This is a genomic window from Clostridium thermopalmarium DSM 5974, from assembly GCF_002995795.1.
Taxonomy (GTDB): domain Bacteria; phylum Bacillota; class Clostridia; order Clostridiales; family Clostridiaceae; genus Clostridium_H; species Clostridium_H thermopalmarium.
Window position 1 is genome coordinate 26,356 of record NZ_PVXN01000011.1, and the last position, 25,924, is coordinate 52,279.

At 31.5% G+C, this 25,924-nt stretch carries 23 protein-coding genes and 1 other RNA gene; 2 read left to right on the forward strand and 22 right to left on the reverse strand.

The window, feature by feature from the left end:
- Window positions 1-175 precede the first annotated feature (175 nt).
- Together nifJ and glyA are read right to left on the reverse strand one after the other, a co-directional pair.
- Window positions 176-3,679: a pyruvate:ferredoxin (flavodoxin) oxidoreductase gene (gene nifJ, locus CPAL_RS02925; RefSeq protein ID WP_106024068.1), complete on the reverse strand. Its 3,504-nt coding sequence runs from the start codon at window positions 3,677-3,679 to the stop codon at window positions 176-178.
- A 471-nt stretch (window positions 3,680-4,150) separates the two neighbouring features.
- A complete protein-coding gene (gene glyA, locus CPAL_RS02930; RefSeq protein ID WP_061856993.1) occupies window positions 4,151-5,386 on the reverse strand; it encodes a serine hydroxymethyltransferase in 1,236 nt (411 codons plus the stop codon).
- Between the two features lie 287 nt (window positions 5,387-5,673).
- Between glyA and CPAL_RS02935 the strand changes: the two genes are divergently transcribed.
- Complete coding sequence (locus CPAL_RS02935) at window positions 5,674-6,450, forward strand: threonine/serine exporter family protein (protein WP_061856994.1); 777 nt, start codon at window positions 5,674-5,676, stop codon at window positions 6,448-6,450.
- Complete coding sequence (locus CPAL_RS02940) at window positions 6,447-6,884, forward strand: threonine/serine exporter family protein (protein ID WP_061856995.1); 438 nt, start codon at window positions 6,447-6,449, stop codon at window positions 6,882-6,884. Before CPAL_RS02935 ends, CPAL_RS02940 begins: the two co-directional genes overlap by 4 nt.
- Before the next feature lie 18 nt (window positions 6,885-6,902).
- On the opposite strand, the gene CPAL_RS02945 is transcribed toward CPAL_RS02940, so the two are convergent.
- From CPAL_RS02945 to ruvA, 20 genes are all read right to left on the reverse strand, one after another.
- Complete coding sequence (locus CPAL_RS02945; RefSeq protein WP_061856996.1) at window positions 6,903-7,172, reverse strand: metal-sensitive transcriptional regulator; 270 nt, start codon at window positions 7,170-7,172, stop codon at window positions 6,903-6,905.
- 203 nt (window positions 7,173-7,375) lie between these two features.
- Window positions 7,376-7,557, reverse strand: a non-coding RNA gene (ssrS, locus tag CPAL_RS02950) — 6S RNA.
- 58 nt (window positions 7,558-7,615) lie between these two features.
- Entirely contained in the window at window positions 7,616-9,397 is a 1,782-nt protein-coding gene (aspS, locus tag CPAL_RS02955) for an aspartate--tRNA ligase (RefSeq protein WP_061856997.1), read from the reverse strand.
- 44 nt (window positions 9,398-9,441) lie between these two features.
- On the reverse strand, window positions 9,442-10,695 hold the full coding sequence (hisS, locus tag CPAL_RS02960; protein WP_106024069.1) for a histidine--tRNA ligase: 1,254 nt from the start codon (window positions 10,693-10,695) through the stop codon (window positions 9,442-9,444).
- An 82-nt stretch (window positions 10,696-10,777) separates the two neighbouring features.
- Entirely contained in the window at window positions 10,778-12,208 is a 1,431-nt protein-coding gene (locus CPAL_RS02965; RefSeq protein ID WP_061857294.1) for a coproporphyrinogen III oxidase, read from the reverse strand.
- Between the two features lie 60 nt (window positions 12,209-12,268).
- Window positions 12,269-12,874, reverse strand: a complete 606-nt coding sequence (locus CPAL_RS02970) for an MBL fold metallo-hydrolase (protein WP_106024071.1) — start codon at window positions 12,872-12,874, stop codon at window positions 12,269-12,271.
- Between the two features lie 28 nt (window positions 12,875-12,902).
- Complete coding sequence (gene dtd / locus CPAL_RS02975; protein ID WP_061857000.1) at window positions 12,903-13,352, reverse strand: D-aminoacyl-tRNA deacylase; 450 nt, start codon at window positions 13,350-13,352, stop codon at window positions 12,903-12,905.
- 59 nt (window positions 13,353-13,411) lie between these two features.
- Window positions 13,412-15,592: a RelA/SpoT family protein gene (locus CPAL_RS02980; protein ID WP_106024072.1), complete on the reverse strand. Its 2,181-nt coding sequence runs from the start codon at window positions 15,590-15,592 to the stop codon at window positions 13,412-13,414.
- Window positions 15,593-15,703: 111 nt separating this feature from the next.
- Window positions 15,704-16,222: an adenine phosphoribosyltransferase gene (locus CPAL_RS02985; RefSeq protein ID WP_061857002.1), complete on the reverse strand. Its 519-nt coding sequence runs from the start codon at window positions 16,220-16,222 to the stop codon at window positions 15,704-15,706.
- 119 nt (window positions 16,223-16,341) lie between these two features.
- Window positions 16,342-17,226, reverse strand: a complete 885-nt coding sequence (locus CPAL_RS02990; RefSeq protein ID WP_106024073.1) for a DHH family phosphoesterase — start codon at window positions 17,224-17,226, stop codon at window positions 16,342-16,344.
- A gap of 150 nt (window positions 17,227-17,376) precedes the next feature.
- Entirely contained in the window at window positions 17,377-18,255 is an 879-nt protein-coding gene (gene secF, locus CPAL_RS02995; protein WP_106024074.1) for a protein translocase subunit SecF, read from the reverse strand.
- A gap of 5 nt (window positions 18,256-18,260) precedes the next feature.
- A complete protein-coding gene (gene secD / locus CPAL_RS03000) occupies window positions 18,261-19,526 on the reverse strand; it encodes a protein translocase subunit SecD (protein WP_106024075.1) in 1,266 nt (421 codons plus the stop codon).
- Between the two features lie 90 nt (window positions 19,527-19,616).
- Window positions 19,617-20,987 carry a thioether cross-link-forming SCIFF peptide maturase gene (scfB, locus tag CPAL_RS03005; RefSeq protein ID WP_061857006.1) on the reverse strand — a complete coding sequence of 457 codons (1,371 nt, stop codon included), beginning with the start codon at window positions 20,985-20,987 and terminating at the stop codon, window positions 19,617-19,619.
- Window positions 20,988-21,049: 62 nt separating this feature from the next.
- Window positions 21,050-21,187 carry a six-cysteine ranthipeptide SCIFF gene (gene scfA / locus CPAL_RS03010; protein WP_061857007.1) on the reverse strand — a complete coding sequence of 46 codons (138 nt, stop codon included), beginning with the start codon at window positions 21,185-21,187 and terminating at the stop codon, window positions 21,050-21,052.
- Between the two features lie 74 nt (window positions 21,188-21,261).
- Entirely contained in the window at window positions 21,262-21,630 is a 369-nt protein-coding gene (locus CPAL_RS03015) for a TIGR04086 family membrane protein (RefSeq protein ID WP_061857008.1), read from the reverse strand.
- Between the two features lie 63 nt (window positions 21,631-21,693).
- Window positions 21,694-21,984, reverse strand: a complete 291-nt coding sequence (yajC, locus tag CPAL_RS03020; protein WP_061857009.1) for a preprotein translocase subunit YajC — start codon at window positions 21,982-21,984, stop codon at window positions 21,694-21,696.
- Window positions 21,985-22,030: 46 nt separating this feature from the next.
- Window positions 22,031-23,161 (reverse strand): tRNA guanosine(34) transglycosylase Tgt, encoded by a 1,131-nt coding sequence (gene tgt, locus CPAL_RS03025; protein ID WP_061857010.1) that lies wholly within the window; start codon window positions 23,159-23,161, stop codon window positions 22,031-22,033.
- A 19-nt stretch (window positions 23,162-23,180) separates the two neighbouring features.
- Window positions 23,181-24,206: a tRNA preQ1(34) S-adenosylmethionine ribosyltransferase-isomerase QueA gene (queA, locus tag CPAL_RS03030; protein WP_106024076.1), complete on the reverse strand. Its 1,026-nt coding sequence runs from the start codon at window positions 24,204-24,206 to the stop codon at window positions 23,181-23,183.
- 14 nt (window positions 24,207-24,220) lie between these two features.
- Window positions 24,221-25,234, reverse strand: a complete 1,014-nt coding sequence (ruvB, locus tag CPAL_RS03035) for a Holliday junction branch migration DNA helicase RuvB (RefSeq protein ID WP_061857012.1) — start codon at window positions 25,232-25,234, stop codon at window positions 24,221-24,223.
- 12 nt (window positions 25,235-25,246) lie between these two features.
- Window positions 25,247-25,849 carry a Holliday junction branch migration protein RuvA gene (ruvA, locus tag CPAL_RS03040; protein WP_061857013.1) on the reverse strand — a complete coding sequence of 201 codons (603 nt, stop codon included), beginning with the start codon at window positions 25,847-25,849 and terminating at the stop codon, window positions 25,247-25,249.
- Between the last annotated feature and the right edge of the window lie 75 nt (window positions 25,850-25,924).

Here is a 25,924-nt window from a genome sequence, read left to right on the forward strand (position 1 = left end):
ACCTTTATTTCACAATATTAAAAGTATTTTTTTCATTTTTTAATAAAAAAATAAAATACTTCATCAATCCTCATAAAACAAAAGTGCTGAATTAAGCAAAGCTTAATTCAGCACTTACAGATTTTTATTTAGAATTTTAAACTTCTAAATTACTTCTTTTAATATACTGTGCTTTTTATTGATTAGCAAGTCTCTTGTAGTTTTCTAATCTTTCGAAAGCATCCTTCTTAGTCTTTTCGAATAATTGTTCAGCTACTTCTGGGAATTGCTTAGCAAGTGAAGCATATCTTACTTCTCCCATTAAGAATTCTCTGAAGTCTCCTGTTGGTTCTTTTGAGTCTAGAATGAATGGGTTCTTTCCTTGTTCTTTTAATGCTGGGTTGTATCTGTATAGAGCCCAGTATCCACATTCAACAGCTTTCTTAGCTTCATCTTGAACCTTAGCCATACCACATTTTAATCCATGGTTGATACATGGTGAGTATGCGATTATTAATGATGGTCCTGGATAAGCTTCAGCTTCAGCTATAGCTTTTAATGTTTGATTTTTATCAGCACCCATTGATATTTGTGCTACATAAACATAACCATAGCTCATAGCCATCATACCAAGGTCTTTCTTCTTAGTTCTCTTACCAGATGCTGCGAATTTAGCTATAGCTGCTGTTGGAGTAGCTTTTGAAGATTGTCCACCTGTATTTGAGTAAACTTCTGTATCAAATACAAGAACATTTACATCTTCTCCTGATGCAAGAACGTGGTCTAATCCGCCGTATCCGATATCATAAGCCCAACCGTCTCCACCGAAGATCCAGTTTGATCTCTTAACTAAGAAGTCTCTATCTTCATATATTTCATTTAATAATTCATTGTTTCCTTTTTCAGCTTCAAGTAAAGCTATTAGTTTATCAGCTCTTTCTCTTGAGCCTTCTCCAATGTTCATATTTTCTTTCCAATCTATAAGAGCAGCCTTTAACTCTTCGCTTACTCCAGCCTTAATAGCTTCTTCAGCTTTCATAGCTAATCTTTCTCTTATTTGAGTAGCTCCAAGATACATTCCGAAACCATATTCAGCATTATCTTCAAATAATGAGTTAGCCCAAGCTGGTCCATGTCCTCTGTGGTTCTTAGTGTATGGAGTTGATGGTGCTGATGCTCCCCAAATTGATGAACATCCTGTAGCGTTAGCTATAGTCATTCTATCTCCAAATAACTGAGTTACAAGTTTAGCATATGAAGTTTCCATACATCCAGCACAAGATCCTGAGAACTCAAGTAAAGGTTGTTCAAATTGGCTTCCTTTTACAGTGAACTTGTTCATTGGGTTCTTCTTAGGAGATACATTCATAGCGAAGTCCCAAGCTTTAGCCTTTTCTAATTGGCTATCAAGCGGCTTCATTATAAGAGCCTTTTCTTTTGATGGACATATGTTAGCACAGCTTCCACATCCTGTACAATCAAGTGGTGATACAGCTATTGTAAACTTAAGTCCTTTAGCTCCTATAGCATCTTTAGCTTCAAATGAAGCTGGTGCTTTAGCTAATTCTTCTTCAGTTGTAAGAATTGGTCTTATAGCAGCATGTGGACATACATATGCACATTGGTTACATTGAATACATTTATCCATTTGCCATTCAGGTACAGTTATTGCTATTCCTCTCTTTTCATAAGCAGCAGTTCCATGAGGGAATGTACCATCTTCCATTCCTATGAAAGCACTTACAGGAAGTTTATCTCCTTCTAGTCTATTCATTGGATTAACAATCTTGCTTATGAATTCTGGAACTTCAACAGCTGCAGCTGCTTCTTCTTGTGCCTCAGCCCATGAAGCTGGAACATCTATCTTAACTAATGCTTCAATACCTTTATCAATAGCAGCATGGTTCATATCAACAATATCTTGTCCTTTTTTACCATAAGAAGCAACAACAGCATCTTTTAAGTATTTGATAGCATCTTCAACTGGAATAACATTTGAAAGTTTAAAGAATCCAGCTTGCATTATCATATTAATTCTTCCGCCAAGACCTATTTCTCTTGCAATCTTAACAGCGTTTAATGTATAGAATTGAATATTATTTTCTGCTATAAATTTCTTATAAGAAGCAGGTAATTTTTCTTCTAATTCTTCTGGAGTCCAGATAGTATTTAATAGGAATGTACCGCCTTTTTTCAATCCGTCTAATACGTTATATTTATAAACATAAGATTGGTTATGACAAGCAACAAAATCAGCCTTATTTATTAAATATGGAGATTTAATTGGCTTCTTACCAAATCTTAAGTGAGAAACTGTTACACCACCAGATTTCTTAGAATCATAGAAGAAGTATCCTTGTGCATACATATCTGTATGGTCTCCTATGATCTTAATAGCACTCTTATTAGCTCCAACAGTACCGTCTGATCCTAGTCCCCAGAACTTACAAGCTTTAGTTCCTTCTGGTGTAGTATCTATATCTTCTCCAGCTGGTAATGAAGTATGTGTTACATCATCAACTATTCCAACTGTAAATCCATTCTTTGGAGCATCTAATTTTAAGTTATCGAATATTGGAAGGATTTGACTTGGAACTGGGTCTTTTGAACCTAATCCGTATCTTCCTCCAACTATTACTGGTTGCCATTCTTTGCCATAGAACGCATTTTTAACGTCTAAGTATAAAGGCTCACCAATTGATCCTGGTTCTTTAGTTCTATCAAGAACAGCTATCTTCTTAACTGTCTTTGGTATATACTTGAAGAAATGTTCGATTGAGAATGGTCTATATAAATGAACAGTTAATAAACCAACTTTTTCTCCCTTTGCCATTAAATAATCTATTGTTTCTTCTATAGTCTCACATACAGAACCCATAGCTACAATCATTCTTTCAGCATCTGGTGCTCCATAGTAATTGAATAGATGATATTCTCTTCCTGTTAACTTAGTTATTTCTTGCATGTATCCTTCAACAATTTCTGGAAGTGCATTATAGTAATTGTTTACAACTTCTCTTTCTTGGAAGTATATATCTGCATTTTGAGCAGTACCACGAGTTACTGGATGATCTGGATTTAATGCATTTCTTCTGAAAGCTTTAACAGCATCCATATCAACTAATTTTGCTAAATCATCGTATTCTAATACTTCGATTTTTTGTATTTCGTGTGAAGTTCTAAATCCGTCAAAGAAGTTTAAGAAAGGAACTCTTCCTTTTATTGCTGATAAGTGAGCAACTGCTCCTAAGTCCATAACTTGTTGAACTGAGCTTTCTGCTAACATTGCAAAACCTGTTTGTCTTGCTGCCATAACGTCTTGGTGGTCACCAAAAATGTTAAGTGAGTTTGCAGCTAAAGCTCTAGCTGATACGTGGAATACTCCTGGTAGAAGTTCTCCAGCAATCTTATACATATTTGGGATCATTAGTAGAAGACCTTGTGATGCAGTATATGTAGTAGTTAAAGCACCAGCTTGTAATGATCCATGAACAGCACCTGCTGCTCCAGCTTCAGACTGCATTTCCATAACCTTTACAGTTTGTCCAAAAATATTTTTTCTTCCTTGAGCTGCCCACTCATCAACATGTTCAGCCATTGGAGATGAAGGTGTTATAGGGAAAATAGCTGCAACATCAGTAAATGCATAGGAAATATGTGCTGCTGCAGTATTTCCATCCATTGTTTTCATCTTTACCATCTTATATACCCTCTTTCTATAATAATTTTTAACTCACTATGATTTATGTTAGAAAACATAATAAGTTAACTGACTGATTATATTACTTTCTTTTACCAAAGAAAGTTTTGATTATTTAATATTTAAACGGAATACTCAAACATATGGAAAAATCAATAACGAATGTGTATTTCTTCCATATGTTTTTGCACTATATGATATTAAATAAATCTGACTTACTTGATATAAAATATTACTTCTTACAGTTAATATATTTTTAATATATTTTATTATATATTAATCTGTTACATATATTATATAAATCTGTTTCATTCTTTGTCAACCATTTCATATGGGATGTAAAGACTAAAATTCTATGAATTTCTAATGAATTCATAAAAATACTTGCTTTTATAATAAATAAAATCTATCTATCTCGAAATATCTACATTATTTTCTTATTTATATAAAGTTTATTTATCATAAAACTTTTTACCTATATAAAGGATACTTATAACAGATTTCTTTAACTCTATTTCTTATTTCATCTAAGTTTTTATCTTTATTATCTATTACATAATTAATTAAGTATGCAATTTCCTTCATTTCTTCTTCTCTGAATCCTCTAGTAGTTACAGCTGGTGTTCCTATTCTTATTCCACTAGTTATAAAAGGACTCTTAGTTTCAAAAGGAATAGTATTCTTATTTACAGTAATACCTACACTGTCTAAGAGTTTTTCTGCATCCTTGCCTGTTATATCCTTATTTGTTAAGTCTATTAAAAGCAAATGATTATCTGTTCCACCTGAAACTATTCTAAAATTATATTTTTTTAATTCTTCTTCTAAAACTTTAGCATTTTTAACTACCTGATTTATATATTCCTTATACTCTGGCTTTAGAGCCTCTCCAAAGCATACCGCTTTAGCTGCGATTATATGCATTAATGGCCCTCCCTGTATGCCTGGGAAAATTGCCTTATCTAAATTTTTCGCATATTTTTCTTTGCAAAGAATTGCGCCTCCTCTTGGACCTCTTAAAGTTTTGTGAGTTGTTGTAGTTACAAAATCCGCATAAGGAACTGGTGAAGGATGATACCCTGCCGCTACAAGCCCTGCAATATGTGCCATATCCACCATAAAATAAGCCCCTACTTCATCGCATATGGACTTTATTCTTTCAAAGTCTATTATCCTTGAATAAGCACTTGCTCCAGCTACTATCATTTTTGGTTTATGCACAATTGCCAAGTTTCTTAACTCATCATAATCTATAAGTTCTGTTTCTTTATTTACTCCATAAGATATAAAATTAAACAGCCTTCCTGAGAAGTTTACAGGACTTCCATGAGTCAAATGTCCACCATGGCTTAAATTCATTCCAAGTATTGTATCTCCTGGATTTAAAACTGAAAGATATACAGCCATATTAGCTTGAGATCCAGAATGTGGTTGAACATTAGCATGTTCAGCTTTAAATAATGTCTTAAGTCTTTCTATAGCTAGTTTCTCAACCTTATCTACTTCTTCACAACCACCATAGTATCTTTTATCCGGATACCCCTCTGCATACTTATTTGTAAGACATGAACCCATAGCCTCCATTACAGCCTTACTGGTGAAATTCTCTGATGCAATGAGCTCAATATTATGGTTTTGACGACGACTTTCCATTTCTATAATTCCGTATACTTCTTCATCTACTACTTTTAAGTTATCAAAATTCATATATTGTTCCTCCTCACTTTATTATTTCTAGCCTAAACTAAATTATTTTTCTCACATACAACTATGGTTTCCCCCCTATAGCTTCCTATACTCTTGAGATGAAAGTAAATCACTGTATAATTTAGTGTTAGTTAGATTATAATTCTTTATTCTCATATTTTCAACAAAGTAAGTATTATTTTCTTTGAATGCATTCATATGAAAATACTTAAAGTAAAGTCTAATAAAAAATTTATAAAAATTGTGATATAATATCATTATAATTTCCATAGAAAGGATTAAAATTTATGAAAGAAACTGATAGGGTAATTCATCTAGCTGCAGAGGCTGGAAGGATAATTTTACAAAGCGGTGGCGAAACTTATAGAGTTGAAGAGACTATACTCAGAATTTGTTATGCATTTAACGTAAAAAAAGCGGATAGTTTTGTTACTCCTACTGGGTTAATGATTTCTCTTACAGATAAAGATGGTAAAACCATTTCCCTTGTAAAAAGAATTAGCAGTAGGACTGTTAATCTAGAAAAAATTTCGCAAGTTAACGATCTATCAAGGGCCTTAAGTAGTAAATCTCTATCTTTAGATTATGTTGAACAAAGATTAGAAGAAATTGATAAAGCTCCTGGCTACAGCGATAAGATTTTAATATTAGCCTCAGCCCTTATTGCTGGTTTTTTTACTCTTCTATTTGGTGGAAACTTAAGAGACTTTTTTGTTTCATTGCTAATTGGTGTAATTGTTAAATTATTATCTTTATCACTTAATAATATACGTATAAATGAATTTTTTATAAATTCTCTTGGTGGAGCAGTAGCTTCTCTAATTGCACTTATAAGTGTATATTTAGGAATTGGTCAAAACGAAGATAAAATTATAATTGGTTCCATAATGCTCCTTGTTCCTGGTCTTATAATTACCAATGCTATTAGGGATACAATAGCAGGAGATTTGGTTTCAGGTATATCAAGAGCTGTGGAAGCGACTTTTATAGCTATTGCTATTGCAATTGGCTCAGGTACTGTTATAAAGCTTTGGTTTACATATCTTGGAGGGTTCAATATATGATTTTGAATTCAATATATGCTCTATTATCCAGTTTAGGTTTTGCATTTCTATTTAATATTAGAGGAAAAAACTTAATTTTTACCTCTTTTGGCGGAGCCATAGGTTGGTTTCTTTATCTTTTATTCATTAATCATTCTTTTTCAAAAGTATTTGCTTTATTCATAGCTTCTATATCCGTAAGCGTTTATTCAGAAATCATGGCAAGAGTTTTAAAATCTCCTGTTACTATATTTTTAATTTGTGGTATAATTCCTCTAGTACCGGGAGCCGGAATGTACTATACTATGTACGAAATCACCATGGGTAATATTAATGCTTCTCTATCTATAGGTTTAGAAACTATAAGCAGCGCTGGGGCTATTGCTGTTGCTACAGTTTTAGTAGCCTCAACTACGAAAGTTATAGTTATGTTAAAAAAGGCACATAATGCTTAAAACATTATGCGCCTTACTTTACTTCATAAACATAGTTAAAGTGGCTACTAACTCATCTATTTTGGCTTCGTAATCACTATCTTTTTTATCTCCCATGCATTCCTTAGCATAATTTTGAAGTATTAATGCACCTACTTTATTTATAGCAGCTCTAACTGCTGCTACCTGAACTAATACATCTTTACAACAAATATTACTTTCCATCATTTTCTCTATGCCTTTTACCTGACCTTCTATTCTTCTAAGTCTTACTTGTATATCTTTCTTGCTATTCTTCTCATTTGCCATGATATTAATCCCTACCCTTTATTACAGATTAGAAATTAAAAGTTAGAAACCCAAATCACTATTATTGTTGCCTTCTAACTTATAATGTATAATATCTAACCTTTAACACTTGAATTGTAATTTCTAACCCGAGCCTGTTATACCTATGCCCCGTATCTAACATTCAAATAGATTATATCATTATGCTTTTTTAATTTCAATAAAAAATTCCTGCTCTACCGTAAAGCAAGTAATAGTTGAACCTGTTCCTAAACAGGTGGGCATCTCCTTTTTGCTTCCTGTCCTTTAAATAATATTAAAGTTTCATTCCACAAAAAGAGTCCGATTCCCTCATTAATAAGTGTTGGGTCAATATATACTTGCATTACCAATATCGCAGGAATTTTTATTTCAATTATATTATACTACATTTTCTCTAAATTATAATATATATTTCATAAGATTTAATTATTTGATTGCAGATTTATTCCTAACTCTCTTAATTGTTTATCATCTACTACATTCGGAGCCTCAGTAAGAGGACAATAAGCATTTTGATTCTTAGGAAATGCTATAACATCCTTTATATTATCTGTTCCTGCTAAGAACATAATCATTCTATCAAATCCATAGGCTAATCCACCATGTGGAGGTGGTCCAAATTTAAAGGCATTTAGTAGGAACCCAAATCTTTCCCATGCGCTTTCCTTTGTAAACCCAAGGACATTAAACATTTTTTCTTGAAGAGCAGTATCATGTATTCTTATACTTCCTCCTCCAAGCTCTTCTCCATTTAATACTATGTCATATGCCTTTGCTCTAACTCTTCCTGGATCTGTTTCTAGATAAGGTATATCTTCCTCCATAGGCATTGTAAATGGATGATGTTCAGCTTGATATCTTCCTTCTTCTTCGTTATATGATAATAATGGGAATTCAGTAACCCATACAAATTTGAATTCTTTATTATCCTTTAGCATCTCTAATTTTTTAGCCATCTCCAATCTTAAAGCACCAAGAGATTGAAGAACCACACTATCTTTATCTGCAACTATCAATATTAAATCTCCAGGAACAGCATTTAGTTTTGAAATTATTCCCTTAATTTCTTCTTCTTTTAAGAACTTTGAAATCGGAGATTTAATTTCTTCTTCTTTATATGCAATCCATGCAAGACCTTTTGCTTTAAATGTCTTTACAAATTCAGTAAGCTTATCTATTTGTTTTCTTCCCATGTCAGCACTGTTAGGTACTTTTATAGCTCTTACACTTCCACCTGATTCTATTGCATCTTTAAACACCTTAAACTCAACATTCTTAACTACATCAGTTATATTATTGATCTCCATGCCGAATCTTAAATCTGGTTTATCAGAACCATATTTGTCCATAGCTTCTTTATATGTTATTCTTTGTATAGGAAGTTGTATCTCTACATTTGCTACTTCTTTAAAGACTCTTTGAATTAATCTTTCGTTTAAGTCAATAACATCTTCCATATCTACAAAAGAAAGTTCCATATCAATCTGAGTAAATTCTGGCTGTCTATTAGCTCTTAAATCTTCATCTCTAAAGCATTTAGTTATCTGGAAATACTTATCATATCCTGATACCATTAATAATTGCTTAAATAATTGTGGTGATTGAGGTAGTGCATAAAACATACCTGGATAGTTTCTACTTGGAACAAGATAGTCTCTAGCTCCTTCTGGAGTGCTCTTAGTAAGCATTGGAGTTTCTATTTCTAAAAACCCATTCTCATCCATAAAATCTCTTACTACTTTAGCTGTTTTATGTCTTATTTTAAATATTCTCTGAATATCTGGTCTTCTAAGATCTAAAAATCTATATTTTAACCTTACTGCCTCGTCCGTATCAAGATTTTCTTTTATGTATATAGGTGGAGTTTCTGATTCAGATAATATCTTTATACTTTCTCCTTTTAATTCAACCATTCCTGTAGGCATATTTTCATTAGGAGATTCTCTTCTAACAATTTCCCCCTCTACAGCTATACAATATTCTGACTTTACTAAATCAGCCTTTTCAAAAGCTTCTTTATTTATTTTTTCACCAAAGACAACTTGAAGAATTCCTTCTCTATCTCTAAGGTCTACAAAAACAAGTCCTCCTAAATTTCTCTTCCTCTGGACCCATCCCATAACTACATGTTTTTGTCCTATATGTGACTCTCTAAGTTCACCACACATTATGGTTCTCTTAAGGCCACCTAATGTTTCTCCCATTCTTTCTTCCTCCCATTCTTATTAGTAACCATTGACAATCTTCATTAAACTTCTTTTACAAGTTTTACTATTTCATCCAGGTTGTTTAGTGATACTTCAATCTGGTTTCCATCTTCCATTCTTTTAAGTTTTGCTTTGCCTTCTGATATTTCTGTATCCCCTATAATCATACTATAAATTGCGGCAATTTTATTTGCATATTTCATTTGAGCCTTGACAGATTTACCCATATGGTCACAATCTGCTTTTATACCTTTTTGTCTTAAAGCATTAGTTATTTTTAAACTTTCTATTTTCCCTTTTTCGCCCATAGAACCTATATATACATCCATATAATTTGGTTCAGGAATTGATATGTTATTTTCTTCTAAGGTCAAAAGAAGTCTTTCAATTCCCATACCAAATCCTACTGCTGGTGTTGATTTTCCTCCTATTTGTTCAATAAGATTATTATATCTTCCACCACCGCACACAGTTATATCATTATTGATTATTTCAAATACTGTTTTTGTATAATAATCAAGACCTCTAACTATATAAGGGTTAACTTTATATGTAATATTAAGAGCTTCTAAATATTTTTTTAAATTTTCAAAATGCTCCTTGCAATCATCACAAACATAATCTAATATTATAGGAGCATCTTTTCCTACTTCCTTGCATTTTTTGTTTTTGCAGTCCAAAATTCTCATTGGATTTCTATCGTATCTGCTCTTACATGTATCACAAAGCTCTTCATATCTTTCATTGAAATAATTTTTTAAAGCTTCATTATACTTACTTCTACATTCTGGACAACCTATGTTATTTATGTTTAATTCCAAATTATTTATACCAAAATTTTTAAAGGCTGTCATAGCTAAATTTATAACTTCAGCATCCACAGAAGCTTCTGTAGAACCAAAAATCTCTATCCCAAACTGATGATGCTGTCTTAATCTGCCTTTTTGAACATTCTCATATCTAAATACTGGAGTAAAATAATACATTTTTATAGGTAAGGCTTCATTAAAAAGTCCATGTTCAATAAAAGCTCTTGCAGCTGGGGCTGTTCCTTCTGCCTTTAATGTAACACTTCTATTTCCTTTATCTAAAAAAGTATACATTTCCTTTTGAACTACGTCTGTAGTTTCACCAACTCCTCTTTCAAAAAGCTCAGTATGCTCGAATATAGGAGTTCTAATTTCTCTGCATCCATATAGTTTTGCTATGTTACTTAGTTTTTCCTCTATATACTGCCATTTATATGAATCCATAGGAAGCAAATCCTTTGTACCCTTTGGAGCTTGGATGGCCATATTTTCACTCTCCTTTTGTTTCATGAATTAGTCATTGCACTAAGTATAAATTATAAAACCAAAATGAGAAACTGTAAACTGTTTACTCATAAAGAGCTTCTAAAAACCTTATTTTTCCTTCTACTTTCTCTTTTATCCTATTTATATATTCTTTAACATCTTTTAAATTTCCAAATCTCTCTATTTTATTTGTTTCTAAGAAAACTGCTTTAGTTACAGCATCTGCTCCTAGGGCTATTATAGTTTGTTTATCTTCAATCATTTCAATATTATATAATCCTTCTTTGTTAGGCTTACAATATCCCACATTCTCCATATTGCCAACCATATTCTTTTGTCTATACATATAATAAGGTTTCATATCAAGTCTTTTAGCCAATTCAGCAGTTTCCTCATACATTTGAATCAATTCATCTTGCTGTTTCATTTCTAACTTTTTATTAAAAATCTGCTCATGAAGTATTGAGGCTCTCTTTAAAGACATTCCATGTACCGTTATACTATCTGGATTCAGTTTTAAAATTTCCGAACAAGTTTTCTCTATATGTCTTAATCCCTCATTTGGTAATCCAACTATAATGTCCATATTAATATTTTCAAAACCTAACTCTCTAGCTAAGTTAAACTTATCTATTATATCTTGAACAGTATGATTTCTCCCAATAGCTTTAAGAGTATCATCATTCATAGTTTGAGGATTAATGCTTATTCTGTTCACATTGAACTCTTTCATTGACTTTAGCTTGCCTTCAGTTATACTATCAGGCCTTCCACATTCTACATTAAATTCCTTTACAGCTCTTCCTTTCACAAAGCTTTCATATATTTTACATAAAATGCTTCTAAATTCTTCATCGTTTATAGCAGTTGGTGTGCCTCCTCCAAAGTAAACGCATTCTATATTAAGTCCTTTGATTTCAATAAACTTTTTTATTTCTTCAATTTCATAGCTTAAGGCCTCAAGATAAGGAGTTACTAAATTTCTACAGCTTCTTATAGGGTTTGAGGCAAAAGAACAATATAAACATCTTGTAGGACAAAATGGCATACCAATATATATGCTTATAGTTTTAGAATCCTTGTTTACCTTTTCTTTTTCAACCTTTGCTACATCTATACAAAGCTTTGCCTTATCTTCTCTTACGAATCTTTTATTCTTAAAAAATTTTATTATTTCATCTTCACTTAATCCTCTGTCCATCATGTCAAGAGCTATTTTTGTAGGTCTTATTCCTATAAGTATTCCCCAAGGAAGCTCTTTCCCTGTTCTATCTTTTAAATACCTAAAAACAGATTCTCTAACCTGCTCTTTAATATTCACTTCATTATTTATTTTAAAATTTCTAAACTTCTCATCTTTGCCCTTTATAGAAAGCTTATTTTTAATTATATCAACTTCATAATCATAATCTTTATCTACAAAATCAATATTTGTAAAGCTATAAAAAAGATTAAACATATGATATACATCATAGCGATAAGCTTCATCATTTAATTTTATCTTTATCATTATTTTTTGCTTCACCCCTTTTGGCATTAAGCAGCATCCAGTAACAAATTTAATTGTCAATTTTTAAAGAAATGGATTATGTTCTCTTTCAAAGCCAATGCTGCTTTTACCTTCGTGTCCAGGAAGAACAATTATATCATCACTAAGAGACATAAGCTTAGTCTTTATGCTACTTATTAACTCCCTATAGTCCCCTCCTAGAAAATCCGTTCTTCCAATGGAGCCATGAAATAAAGTATCTCCTGTAAATATTACATTGTTAACCAAAAAACACATTCCTCCTGGAGTATGCCCTGGGGTTTCAATACATATAATTTCAAGATCTCCAAGCCTTAATACATCTCCATCTTTTATATCCTTATCTTCCTCAGTTACATTCCAGAGAAAGCCGAAAACTCCTCCTCTTCCATTCATAAGTTCTTTATCCTTCCTATTTATATAAACAGGAATATTATAATTCTTCTTTAGTTCTTCAACGCCTCCAACATGATCTATGTGTCCATGTGTTAATAGTATAAATTTGGGTTCTATTTTAGAATTATTTATTTCTTTTATAAGTACATCTGCATCTCCACCTGGATCTATTACACATCCAACTCTTGTATTTTCATCATATAGTATATAGCAATTTGCACCATAAATTCCTGCAGGAATTCTCTTTATTTTCATTCTACTAACTCCTTTTTATAATAATATTCTAAAAAGTTTTTTTACTGTCTATCATTAAAGTAACAGGGCCATCATTTTTTATGTCAACTTCCATCTCTGCTCCAAAAACACCTGTTTCAACTTTATCCAGTTCTTGCCTACACAAATTTACAAAATCTAAATAAAGCTTTTTGGCTTCTTCTCCTCCAAGAGCTTCCATAAAATTAGGCCTTCTTCCTTTTCTACAGTCTCCATATAATGTGAACTGAGAAACAATAAGAAGTTCTCCTCCTACTTCTTTTAATGATTTATTAAGCTTTCCATCTTCATCTTCAAATACTCTTAGATTTATAATTTTATCCTTCAAATACTTAGCATCTTCTATAGTATCATTTTTTGATATACCTAATAATACGTTAAATCCTTTTTTTATTTCTCCAACAATATTACCGTCTACTTTTACTTTAGAACATTTGACTCTTTGGACCACAGCCCTCATTATTCTACACCCCATTTATATATTTTATAACTAAAATTAAAGTATATAGAACTAACACTCTAATTTTTAGTTCTATATACTGCAATTATTCCTTTTATTTTTCTCATTTTTCTCATAACTTCTTTTAGTTTTTCAATATCAGATATTCTTAGTTTAATAGTTATTATAGCTACATTAGCCTTAGAAGGTTTAGCATTTACTGCATATAAAGCAATTTTTGTATGGATAATAGCCTCCATTATTTCTGCTAAAATTCCATGCCTATCTTCCGCTCTAACTTCAATTTCCGTAATATATTCTGACTTTCTTGATTTCTCATCTTCCCACTCTACTTCTATAATTCTACTTCCATCATTTAGTATTAAGGCCTTTGCATTTTCACAGTCTTGTCTATGTACAGACACACCCCTGCCTTTGGTTATATATCCTGTTATAGCATCGCCTGGAACAGGGTTACAGCATTTTGCAAATCTAACCAACACATTATCTATGCCCTTAACCCTAACTCCCGGTGAATTGGCTTTCCTTTTATTACTAGATGCATGTTGTAGCTGTTGTTTTATCTCTTCTAAACTTTCTTCTTCCTTTTCTTGACTCTTTATAAAACCTATTAATTTATTTATAACAGAAGATGCATTCAGCGCTCCTATAGCAATTGCAACATATAAGTCATCTATTGTATTAAAATTATATTTCTTTAATACGCTCTCTAACGCTTCTCCTTTTGCAACTTTCCCAAAGTTAATTCCTTGCCTTTTGCATTCTTTTTCTATAATTTCTTTACCTTTTTCTATATTTTCTAGTCTTTTTTCTTTTTTGAACCAAGCTTTTATCTTAGATTTTGCCTGATTACTCTTAGTTATATTTAACCAATCTATACTAGGTCCTTTAGGCACTGATGATGTCAATACTTCTACTATTTCTCCTGTTTTTAATCTATAATCCAGTGGAACTATTTTACCATTTACCTTTGCCCCTATACATCTATGACCTATATCAGTATGAATTCTATAAGCAAAATCTATAGGAGTAGAATCATATGGTAAGTTTATAACTGCCCCTTTTGGAGTAAACACAAAAACCTCATCCGAGAACATATCAATTTTAAAGTTTTCCATAAACTCTTCAGGATTGGAAGTTTCTCTTTGCCATTCTAGCACTTCTCTAAGCCAAGCCAATTTAGTCTCAAAATCTTTATCTTCATTTTTAGCTGTACCTTCTTTATACTTCCAATGGGCTGCAATACCATATTCGGATGTATGATGCATTTCATAAGTCCTTATTTGTATTTCAAAAGGCTTTCCTTGAGGACCTATCACCGTAGAATGAAGAGATTGGTACATATTAGGTTTAGGCATAGCTATATAATCTTTAAACCTGCCTGGAATTGGCTTATACATTGTATGAACTATACCTAAAGCTGCATAACAATCTTTTACATCATTAACAAGTATTCTAACTGCTGTCAAATCAAAGATTTGATCAATAGTTTTATTTTTAACAACCATCTTTCTGTATATGCTGTAAAAATGCTTAGGTCTTCCCTCTATTTCCGCTTTTATATCCGCAGAATCAAGCTTATCTTTTAACTCTTTTATTATTTTACTTATATATTCTTCTCTTTCTCTTCTCTTTTCTGCAACTTTTCTCACCAAGTCATAGTATTCATTTGGATGTAGATATCTTAAAGATAAATCTTCAAGTTCCCATTTTATTTTAGATATGCCTAGCCTATGAGCTAAAGGTGCGTAAATATCTAAAGTTTCTTTTGCTTTTTCTTTTTGCTTTTCAACAGGCATATACTTTAAAGTTCTCATATTATGAAGCCTATCGGCTAGTTTTATCAATATGACCCTTATATCTTTAGTCATGGCAAATAGCATTTTTCTTACATTTTCCGCCTGTTGTTCTTCCTTGGTCTTATACTCTATTTTACCAAGCTTAGTTACTCCTTCAACTAAATTAGCTATCTCAGAATTAAATTTATCCTCTAAGTCTTTATAGGTAAATTCAGTATCTTCTATTACATCATGAAGCAAACTTGCTGCAATTGTATTTTCATCAAGACCCATTTCAGCTAAAATACAAGCCACCTCAACTGGATGTACAATATAAGGTTCTCCTGAAACTCTTTTTTGCATCTTATGTGCACTTTCAGCATAATTATAGGCCTTAATAATTATCTCTTTATTTACATTATTACAGTTTCTATCGATTACTTGTAATAAATCATCCAGCATACAAATTCTCTCCTAAAATCAAAAGCTGGTTTATATAACCAGCCGACATTTTTTATAATAATTATATAATATCATGTAGAACTTTGCAATAAAAACCGCACAGTAATACAATTAGATATCATATTTTACTAAAGACATTACATCATAATTTTTTAATCTTTCTCTTCCTTTTAAATCTGTTAACTCAATTATAAAGTCAACACTTACAACTTCTCCTCCAAGCTTCTCAATCAATTTTATTACAGATTCTATAGTTCCTCCAGTAGCAAGCAAATCATCTACTATTGCTACTCTTTGACCTGGCTTTATAGCATCTTTATGCATTTGTAAAGTATCAGTGCCATACTCTAAATCATAATCAACGCTTATTGTTTCGCATGGTAGTTTACCTTTTTTTCTTACAGGCACAAATCCAGCACCTAAAGCGTATGCAACTGGAGTACCAAATAAAAATCCTCTAGCTTCTGGTCCAACAATTATATCTATATTCTTATCTTTTAGATAGTCTACTATTTGATCTATAGAACTCTTAAAAGCTTCTCCATTACTTAATAGTGTTGTTACATCCTTAAAACTTATTCCTTCCTTTGGAAATCCTTCAATTATTCTTATATTTTCTTTTAAATTCAACTTATATTCCCCCTATATCTATATACAGATACACATTATTTTTTATTAATTCGTACTTATAAATTATATATTAAAGTCGCTCTTTTATTCAAGAGTAATTAACAATCTACGATGATATTTTAATAGTTTAATAATCCAATTTTCAATTTTCTAGTTTTATTCATGTATTTTGCTATCTGCTCTGCTCTTTCTTTATCTAAAGTTGTAAAAAGTTCAACGGCTATTCTGGCATCATCCATTCTTCCTATGGCATTTATTTTAGGCATAATAATATTGCTTAGATATAATAGCGCCTCATAATCTATATTATCTATATTATTAATCTTTCTTATAGCATTTATACCATAATTATTTGTATTAGATAGGTATTTCATGCCTTTTTTAAGCATAATAAGATTTTCTCCAACTAAAGATTTACCTGATGAAACTATACCTATGGCTACTAAATCTAAGTATTTTTCTATGCAATTCATATGATATTGCTTTGCTATAGCATAAGCCAGTTTATATACTACACCTACTGCATTTAAATCCTTAAAAGGGTAAGGACACCCTGGCTGATTGGGATTAATGACTATTGTATTAGGAATTAAATCTTTAGGATGATGATAATCTGTAATAATAATATCTATTCCAAGTTTTCTACATAATTCTACTTCCTCAAATGAATTAATACCGCATCCTACTGTAATTATTAAATCTGCACCTAATAATTTTATATGGTCCTCTATGACCTTGGAATTAAATATGTTTTCTTCTATAGTATCTGGTATGTAATATTCTACATTTGCATTTAAGTATTTCAAAATGAGCATAAGCAAAGAAACACTGGTAATTCCATCCACGTCATATGAACCATAGACAACTATTCTTTCTCTATGGTTAACAGCTTTAGTAATTCTACTTAGTCCTTTTTCTAATCCCATTAGCAAAAATGAATCATATAAATTTGTTAAATTTAATAAATCATTATACGAATCATCATAAGAATAATATTTTTTCATACATATAATCCCCCAGAATTTATAGGAAGCAAATAATATTATAATTTAAATTCTTCATTATTACAAATACTTTTTTATAAATCGACAATATGCATATAAAAATAAAGCTAATCCTGCAAAGAACTAGCTTTATTTTATAGAATCATTTTATTATGCTGCTACTTTTTTTCTATTTTTCTCATATTTTTTTAGAAGAACCCATATAGGACTTGCTACGAATATAGAAGAATAAGCTCCTGATACAATACCTATTATTAGAGGAAATGCAAATTCTCTAACCGATGGAACAAATATATAAACAGCCACTATTGTAATCAATGTAGTCAAACTTGTATTAATAGATCTTGACATGGTTTGAGTTACACTTGTATTAACAATTTCAGTTATATTTTTCCCCCTCATTTTTTTTCTATTTTCTCTTATTCTGTCAAATATTACTATAGTATCATTAATAGAGTATCCTATTATAGTAAGCATTGCTGCTATAAAAGGAGAATTTACCGGTATTTGAAAAATAGCATATACACCTATAGTTACTAGAACGTCATGAACTAATGCTAAAATAGCTGATATTCCAAATTTTATTTCAAATCTAAATCCTACGTATATAAGCATAGCTGCTGTTGCAACTAGCAGTGCATTTACTGTCTTTTTCTTCAGCTCATTACCTACAGAAGGACCAACATTGTTTTGTGATAATAGTGCTTTTTCTTCAAGTTTATATTTACCTTTTAGCTCGTTGAACATTTTACTTATGCTGTCACTATTTAGATTATTGCTTTTAATCTCTAATTGCGTCTCATTAGCTATATAAGTTAATGCTTGAGAATCGTATTTTTTTATTATTGTATCAGCTTCTTCTTTTACCTGCTGATTAAAATTTTTACCCATCTCTATTGTAACTACAGTACCACCTTGAAAATCTATTCCATAGTTTAAGCCTTTAACTCCTAATGCTATCATACCAACAACTATTGTGATGATTGATATAGCAAACCATACTTTTGTTTTTTCTACAATCTTTAGCATGCTCCTTACCCCCTCTTAACGCCGAAATGAGAAACATTATTTAAGATTCCCATTTCCATACCTAGTTTAATCAGTGCTTTTGTAATTGTAAGGGCAGTAAAAATACTTATTATTATACCTATCATAAGAGTAGTTGCAAAACCTTTTACAGCACCTGAGCCTAAATAATATAATACTACGGCTGCTATAATAGTTGTAATGTTAGAATCTAGTATTGAAGATAATGCTCTATTAAAACCTGCATCTACTGCCGTTTTAATACTTTTACCTAACTTTAGCTCTTCTTTTATCCTTTCAAATATAAGTACATTAGCATCAACAGCCATACCTACAGTAAGCAAAAATCCTGCAATACCGGATAAAGTTAATGTAACTCCAACTGCTGCAAAAGTTCCTAAAACTAATATAACATAAATAATTAAGGCAATACTAGCCATAATGCCTGGTCTTCTATAGTAAATAATCATAAATAATAGTATTAAACTTATTCCAATTGCTCCTGCTTTCATACTTAAAGGAAGAGCATTTGAACCTAGAGTAGCTCCAACTGTTTTAAATTCAACAGCTTCTAGGGTTACTGGAAGTGCTCCTGACTTTATTATGTTTGCTTGTCTTTTAGCTTCTTCTAGCGACTTACTTCCTGTTATAGTTGCTTTTCCATTTGTTATAACTGATTGTACTGTAGGACTAGTAAGCAATTCTTCATCCATATATATTGATATAGGCTGGTTAAGAAACTTTTTAGTAGCTTCTGCAAATTTTTTTGTTCCCTCAGATTTAAGCTCAAGTCCTATTGTTGGATTTCCCATATCATCTAAATATGCTGTTGCATTTTCAACATCGCTACCTGTTAAAATAACTTTATCATCTGGCCCTTTAAATTCAAGTTTACCAGTTTTTCCTATGCTATCTAAAACTTTTTTAGAATCAAACTCTCCAGGAATTTCAATTCTTATTTTATTTTTTCCTTCTCTTTGAATTGAAATTTCCTTTACTCCATCTGGATTAACTCTCATAGATAGCATCTCTATAGTTCTTTCTATAGTGTCATTATCTACATTATCAGCTTTAATTTCTTCCAGCACGGATATACCACCTTGTAAGTCTAATCCTCTATTTATAGCCTCACTAAATGGTTTTACTCTATATCCAAAAATATTTTTAATTCCTGCAAATCCACTATAAGCTAATAAGCCAACAAGGCATACTAAAACTATAAAAATAACTGTGCTTTTAGTCTTTTGGGACTTATTGCTTCTTACGTTTCTCATGTTTATCCCCCTTCGCACTTTGTTTTAAGCATAATTATAATTTATTATATTACTTTTAAACATTATAGTCAATAATAGGTAATTGTTGTACTATTCTTCCATTTTTTTTGCTTTTAGTGCAATAGCACATTCTATTCTCTTTTTTTGCATTTCACATCCTATTTCATAAGGCACATGGATATCTCCATTAAAATTATAGTTATTAGCTTGACATCCACCGCTGCAGTAAAATCTTGCCCAACACTCTTTACAAATTGGTTTGTTATATATATGTGCAGCTTTAAATTTTTTTCCAATATTCCAATTTATTTTTTCATCTTCATCGAATATAGTTCCTATTTTAAAGTCTTCATTTCCTACAAATTGATGACATGGATATATATCTCCATCTGGTGTCACAGCTATATATTCATGTCCTGCTCCACATCCTGATATTCTCTTATAAACACAAGGACCTCCTTGAAGATCTATATTAAAGTGATAAAATTTAAATTCATTTCCTTCCTTTTGTCTTTGAAGCATATCTTTATATAATTTATCATAATTTTCAAATATAGTAGGTAAATCTTCTTTTCTCAAAGATAATGGGTGCTCATCTGGAAGAACTACTGGTTCCACTGATATTTCTTTAAAACCTAAATCTGCAAAATGCTTTATGTCCTCATAAAAATCAGTGTTATCCCTTGTAAAAGTTCCTCTTACATAATAAGATTTAGATTTATCTCTTTTCTCTACCATTCTTTCTATTTTAGGAAGAATGTCTTCATAGGTTCCTTTCCCGTCTACCCTTATTCTAGCATTATCATTTACTTTTTTTCTTCCATCAATGCTTAAAACTATGTTCCCCATTTCTTTATCAATATAGTCCATAATTTCTTCCGTTAAAAGAGTAGCATTAGTAGTCATAGTAAATCTTATTACTTTATTATGAATTTTTTCTTGCTCTCTTGCATAAGCTACAATTTCCTTTATTTCTTTTAAAGCTATTAATGGTTCTCCACCAAATAAATCTATCTCTATGTTTCTTCTAGGTCCACTGTGAGAAATAACAAAATCTATTGCTTTTTTACCAACTTCAGGAGACATAACTTTTCTTGCCCCATGATACTTACCTTCATCTGCAAAGCAATATTTACACCTTAGATTACAATCATGAGTAATGTTAAGGCATAAGGCTTTTATAAAGTCTTTAGAATTTTGGCTACTTAATGCTATATCTTCATAGCTGTCTTTTGAATATAAATAGCCTTCTTTTTTAAGTTCAAGTATTTCTTCATAAGCTTCATCTATATCCTGAGCAGAATACTTATGCCCAAATTCTTTAATAAGTTCTTCCTTTGACTTAAGTATATTGTCATCTAACAAATCATAAACCAGTTCATCAACTATATGTACTGAACCTGTGTTTACATCTAATATAAAAAATTCTCCATCCTGAATAAATTTATGTATTAGTGCCAATTTCTTTTCCTCCTTATATAAGTACAAAGCAGTAACTTTGCGTTACTGCTCATTTTAAGATATTAATTTTCACAAGCTAAGTTAGCAACTGTGCAAGATGTTTTACATGCTGATTGACATGAGTTAGCACATTCTTTGCAACCTGGTTTATTTAAACTTTCTTTTATGTTTTGTTTGTTTACTGTTTTAATATGTTTCATATAAATCCCTCCATCGTCACTATAAAATTGTACTGTAAGATTATATCACACATTTTTTATTAAATAAAGCAATTTTATATATTTATACCTAGCATACCAGAAAGTGTACCTACAAAAAGAGCTAAAACTATTCTAAGTATTCCATAGCTTGAAATACTAAAACCCCTTCCGTTAAGTGCTGATACTAAAAAAACAACTAACATGTATATAATTGCAACAGAAAGTCCAATAAGCCATCCTCTTTTTTGTATCTTTTTTACAGAGTATATGGAACCATACATTACACTAAAGGCTGTTATAGCTACAAAATATACCGAATCTATTTTGGGATTGGATTTTACGAAGTACGTTACTACAGAATAGAGAATTAACATGGCCAGGGTAAGAAAAAATCCTCTAATTACTCCTTGCCCAATAAAGATTAGATTGCCCTTTTCCTCCACCTAAAACACCTCCTATCTACTAATATCTATGTATCTAAGAAGTGTTTTATTCCTGGCTTTAGACTATTTTTCCTCTAACTTTTCACTTAAGACAGCTGCAATACCATTCTTTTTTATTTTAAACCTTATTCTATCAGGCCCTGATTCTATTATAGCAAAATCATCTTCAAGTTTTACAATTTTGCCTATAATTCCTCCTCTTGTCAATATCTCATCATTTATTTTCATTCCTTCTAACATATCATTGTATTTTTTTCTTCTTTTTCTTTCTGGAACCAATATAATTATGTAGAATAAGCCTAACATAATTACAAATGGTAATGCAGCGGCTATAAGACTACTTCCTTGTGTCATAATTTCACCTCTTCTCTTTAATATAATATTTTCTGACTATGTCGTCTTAAGCTCTTCCTCCCCATTCTTCTAGTTTTTGTGCCTTAAAGTCTTCAAAATATCCTCCATCAATAGCATCTCTTATATCTTCCATTAACTTATTATAGAAATATAAATTATGAAGTACACAAAGACGCATAGCCAACATTTCTTTAGCCTTAAATAAATGTCTAATATAAGCTCTGGTATAATGTTGACACGCTGGACAATCACATCCTTCATCAATAGGTCTGCTGTCAAGTTCAAATTTAGCGTTCATCAAATTTATTTTACCATATTTAGTAAATACATGTCCATGCCTTCCATTTCTAGCTGGCAATACACAGTCAAAAAAGTCAACTCCTCTTGATACCGCTTCAAGAATGTTACTTGGAATTCCAACTCCCATTAAATATCTTGGTTTATCTTCTGGAAGATATGGATCTACAGCTTCTATAATTCTATACATTTCTTCATGAGTTTCCCCTACTGCAAGACCTCCAATAGCATAACCATCTAAATCCATCTTTGAGATCTCTTTAGCATGAGCTATTCTTATATCTTCATAAACTCCACCTTGATTTATTCCAAATAGCATTTGCTTTTTATTTATGGTATCTGGCAGAGAATTTAATCTATCCATTTCTATTTTACATCTCTCAAGCCATCTTGTAGTTCTAGCCACGGATTTCTCTACATAATCTCTTGGGGATGGGTTTTCTATGCATTCATCAAATGCCATTGCTATAGTAGAAGCTAAATTGCTTTGTATCTGCATACTTTCCTCTGGTCCCATGAATATTCTTCTTCCATCTATATGAGACCTAAAGGTTACTCCTTCTTCTTCTATTTCTCTAATTTTAGATAAAGAAAACACTTGAAATCCGCCTGAATCTGTAAGTATTGGTCTATCCCAATTCATAAATTTATGAAGTCCGCCTAATTGTTTTATAATTTTATCCCCTGGTCTTAAATGTAGATGATATGTATTAGATAGCTCTACTTGACATCTAATATCTTTTAAATCCATAGTGGATACTGCACCTTTTATGGCAGCTAAAGTCCCTACATTCATAAATACAGGAGTTTGTATAACTCCATGAGGAGTTATAAATTCTCCACGTCTTGCTCTTTTTTCCTTCTTATGTAACTTAAACACTATATTTTCTCCCTTCGTACTATTTTAAGAACATTGCGTCTCCAAAGCTAAAGAACCTATATTTTTCTTTTACAGCTTCCTCATAAGCTTTCATAATAATTTCTCTACTTGAAAAAGCACTTACTAACATGATTAATGTAGACTCTGGCAAATGGAAGTTGGTTATTAATGCATCTACTATCTTAAATTTATATCCTGGGTACATAAAAATACTAGTCCATCCAGATTGCTCTCTGACCCTTCCTTCTTCGTTTGCTATTGTCTCTAAAGTTCTGCAGGATGTAGTTCCTACTGCAATTACTCTTCCGCCTTTTTCTTTTGTTTCATTTATGATTTCTGCTGTTTCTTTAGACATAGTATAGTATTCTGAATGCATATGATGTTCTTCTATAGTATCAACTTTAACTGGTCTAAAGGTACCAAGTCCAACATGCAGTGTTACGAAAGCTAACTTTATTCCTTTATCCTTTATCTTAGTTAAAAGTTCCTCTGTAAAGTGCAGCCCTGCAGTTGGTGCAGCAGCAGATCCTGCTTCCTTTGAATATACTGTTTGATACCTCTCTTTATCCTCTAGTGTTTCAGTTATATATGGAGGTAGAGGCATTTCACCCAGTCTATCTAAAACTTCCTCAAAGATTCCTTCATATTCAAATTGAACTATTCTGCTTCCATCTTCTCCAATTTCTTTAACCTCTGCTTTAAGCTCTCCTCCACCAAAAATAAATCTTGCTCCAATTTTTGCTCTCTTTCCCGGCTTAACTAAAGTTTCCCATGTATTAACATCAATTCTTTTTAAAAGAAGAAATTCCATCTTTCCTCCAGTGCCTTCTTTTTCCCCTATAAGCCTTGCTGGAAGCACTCTTGTATTATTAAGAACAAGACAATCTCCTTCGTTTAGATAATCTATTATATTTTTAAATATTCTATGTTCTATATTTCCACTATTTTTGTCAACCACCATTAGTCTTGACTCATCCCTTTTTTCTAGTGGGTGCTGTGCTATCAATTCTTCTGGTAAATAAAAATCAAAATCTTTAACTTTCAAAGTTTTCACTCCTCTTATGTCAACTTAGTTTGTTCTCCAAATTTTCTTCCTACATGTCTATAAGCTTTTTCAGTAGCCTTTCTTCCTCTAGGCATTCTTACTATAAAGCCTTTTTGCAAAAGATAAGGCTCATATACATCTTGTATAGTATCCAGCTCTTCTCCTATAAAATAGGCTAATGTTTCAATTCCTACAGGTCCACCATTAAAATTTTCTATTATTGCCTCTAATATTTTATTATCTATCTTGTCAAAGCCTTCTTCATCAACTTCCAAAAGTTGCAAAGCTTCTTTTGCCAATTCTAAATCAATTTTTCCATTCCCTTTTACTTCGCAATAATCTCTAACTCTTTTTAAAATTCTATTAGCTATTCTAGGAGTTCCTCTAGATCTTCTAGCAATTTCTGAGGCTGCATCCTCCGTTATTGGTATTCCTAATATTTTTGAAGATCTTATTATTATTTCTCTCAGCTCATCCTCTTGGTAAAATTCCATAGCACTTAAGACTCCAAATCTATCTCTGAGAGGTGCTGTTAAAAGTCCTATTCTTGTTGTAGCTCCAATTAAAGTGAATTTAGGTAAATCTAGTCTTATAGACTTTGCTGCCGCTCCCTTACCAATTACTATATCTAAAGCATTATCCTCCATAGCTGGATATAATATTTCCTCCACAGTTCTGTTAAGTCTATGAATTTCATCTATAAATAACACATCATAATCATTTAAAGTAGTAAGTATAGCTGCTAAGTCTCCTGCTCTTTCTATAGCCGGTCCTGATGTTACTTTTAAAGACCCTCCCATCTCCCTTGCTATAATATTGGCTAAAGTAGTCTTACCAAGTCCAGGAGGGCCATATAAAAGAACATGATCTAAAGATTCTTTTCTCAACTTTGCTGCCTCTATAAAGATGCTCAGCATTTCCTTAACCTTTTTTTGGCCTATATATTCTTTAAGGGTTTGAGGTCTTAAAGAGTACTCTATTTCCGTATCCTCTTTTTTATAAGAAGAGGATAGAATTCTATTCTCCACGTCTACTCCCCCCTAGTTCATTAGATATCTTAAGCTATTTTTAATTATCTCTTCTAAGCTTTCATTTATATCTACAGTTTTAAGAGCTTTTTCCGCTTCCTTTTGTGAAAATCCAAGAGAAAGTAAAGCTTCAATAGATTCATTATATTTCTTAGAAGTATTATCCGATAAGCTTGCAGCAACTTCTAGGTAATCTTCCTCTTCATTTGTTATTGCTCCTATTTTGTCCTTAAGTTCTAAGGTTATCCTCTGTGCTGTCTTCTTTCCTATCCCAGGTGCCTTAATTAATGTATTATAGTCTTCAGACAAAATTGCTAATCTTAAATTATTTACATTACTAATGGAAAGAAGTGATAATGCAGCTTTGCTTCCGACCCCATTAATGGTTAAAAGTAAATTAAACATTTCTCTTTCTTCTTCTGTTAAAAATCCATATAAACCTATAAAATCTTCCCTCACTATTTGCTCTATGTATATTTTAACTTCTTCATTTATATTAGGCATCTTAGCCATAGTGCTCCCTGAAGTGTATATTTTATACCCAATATTATTATTTTCTACAATTATATAATCTTTATTTAATCCTTTGTATACACCCTTAATATAATCAAACAAGACAAATACCTCCAGAAATTTCTTTATACAATATAATACTTTATCATTTTGAATATAAATTATCAACTCTAAGTA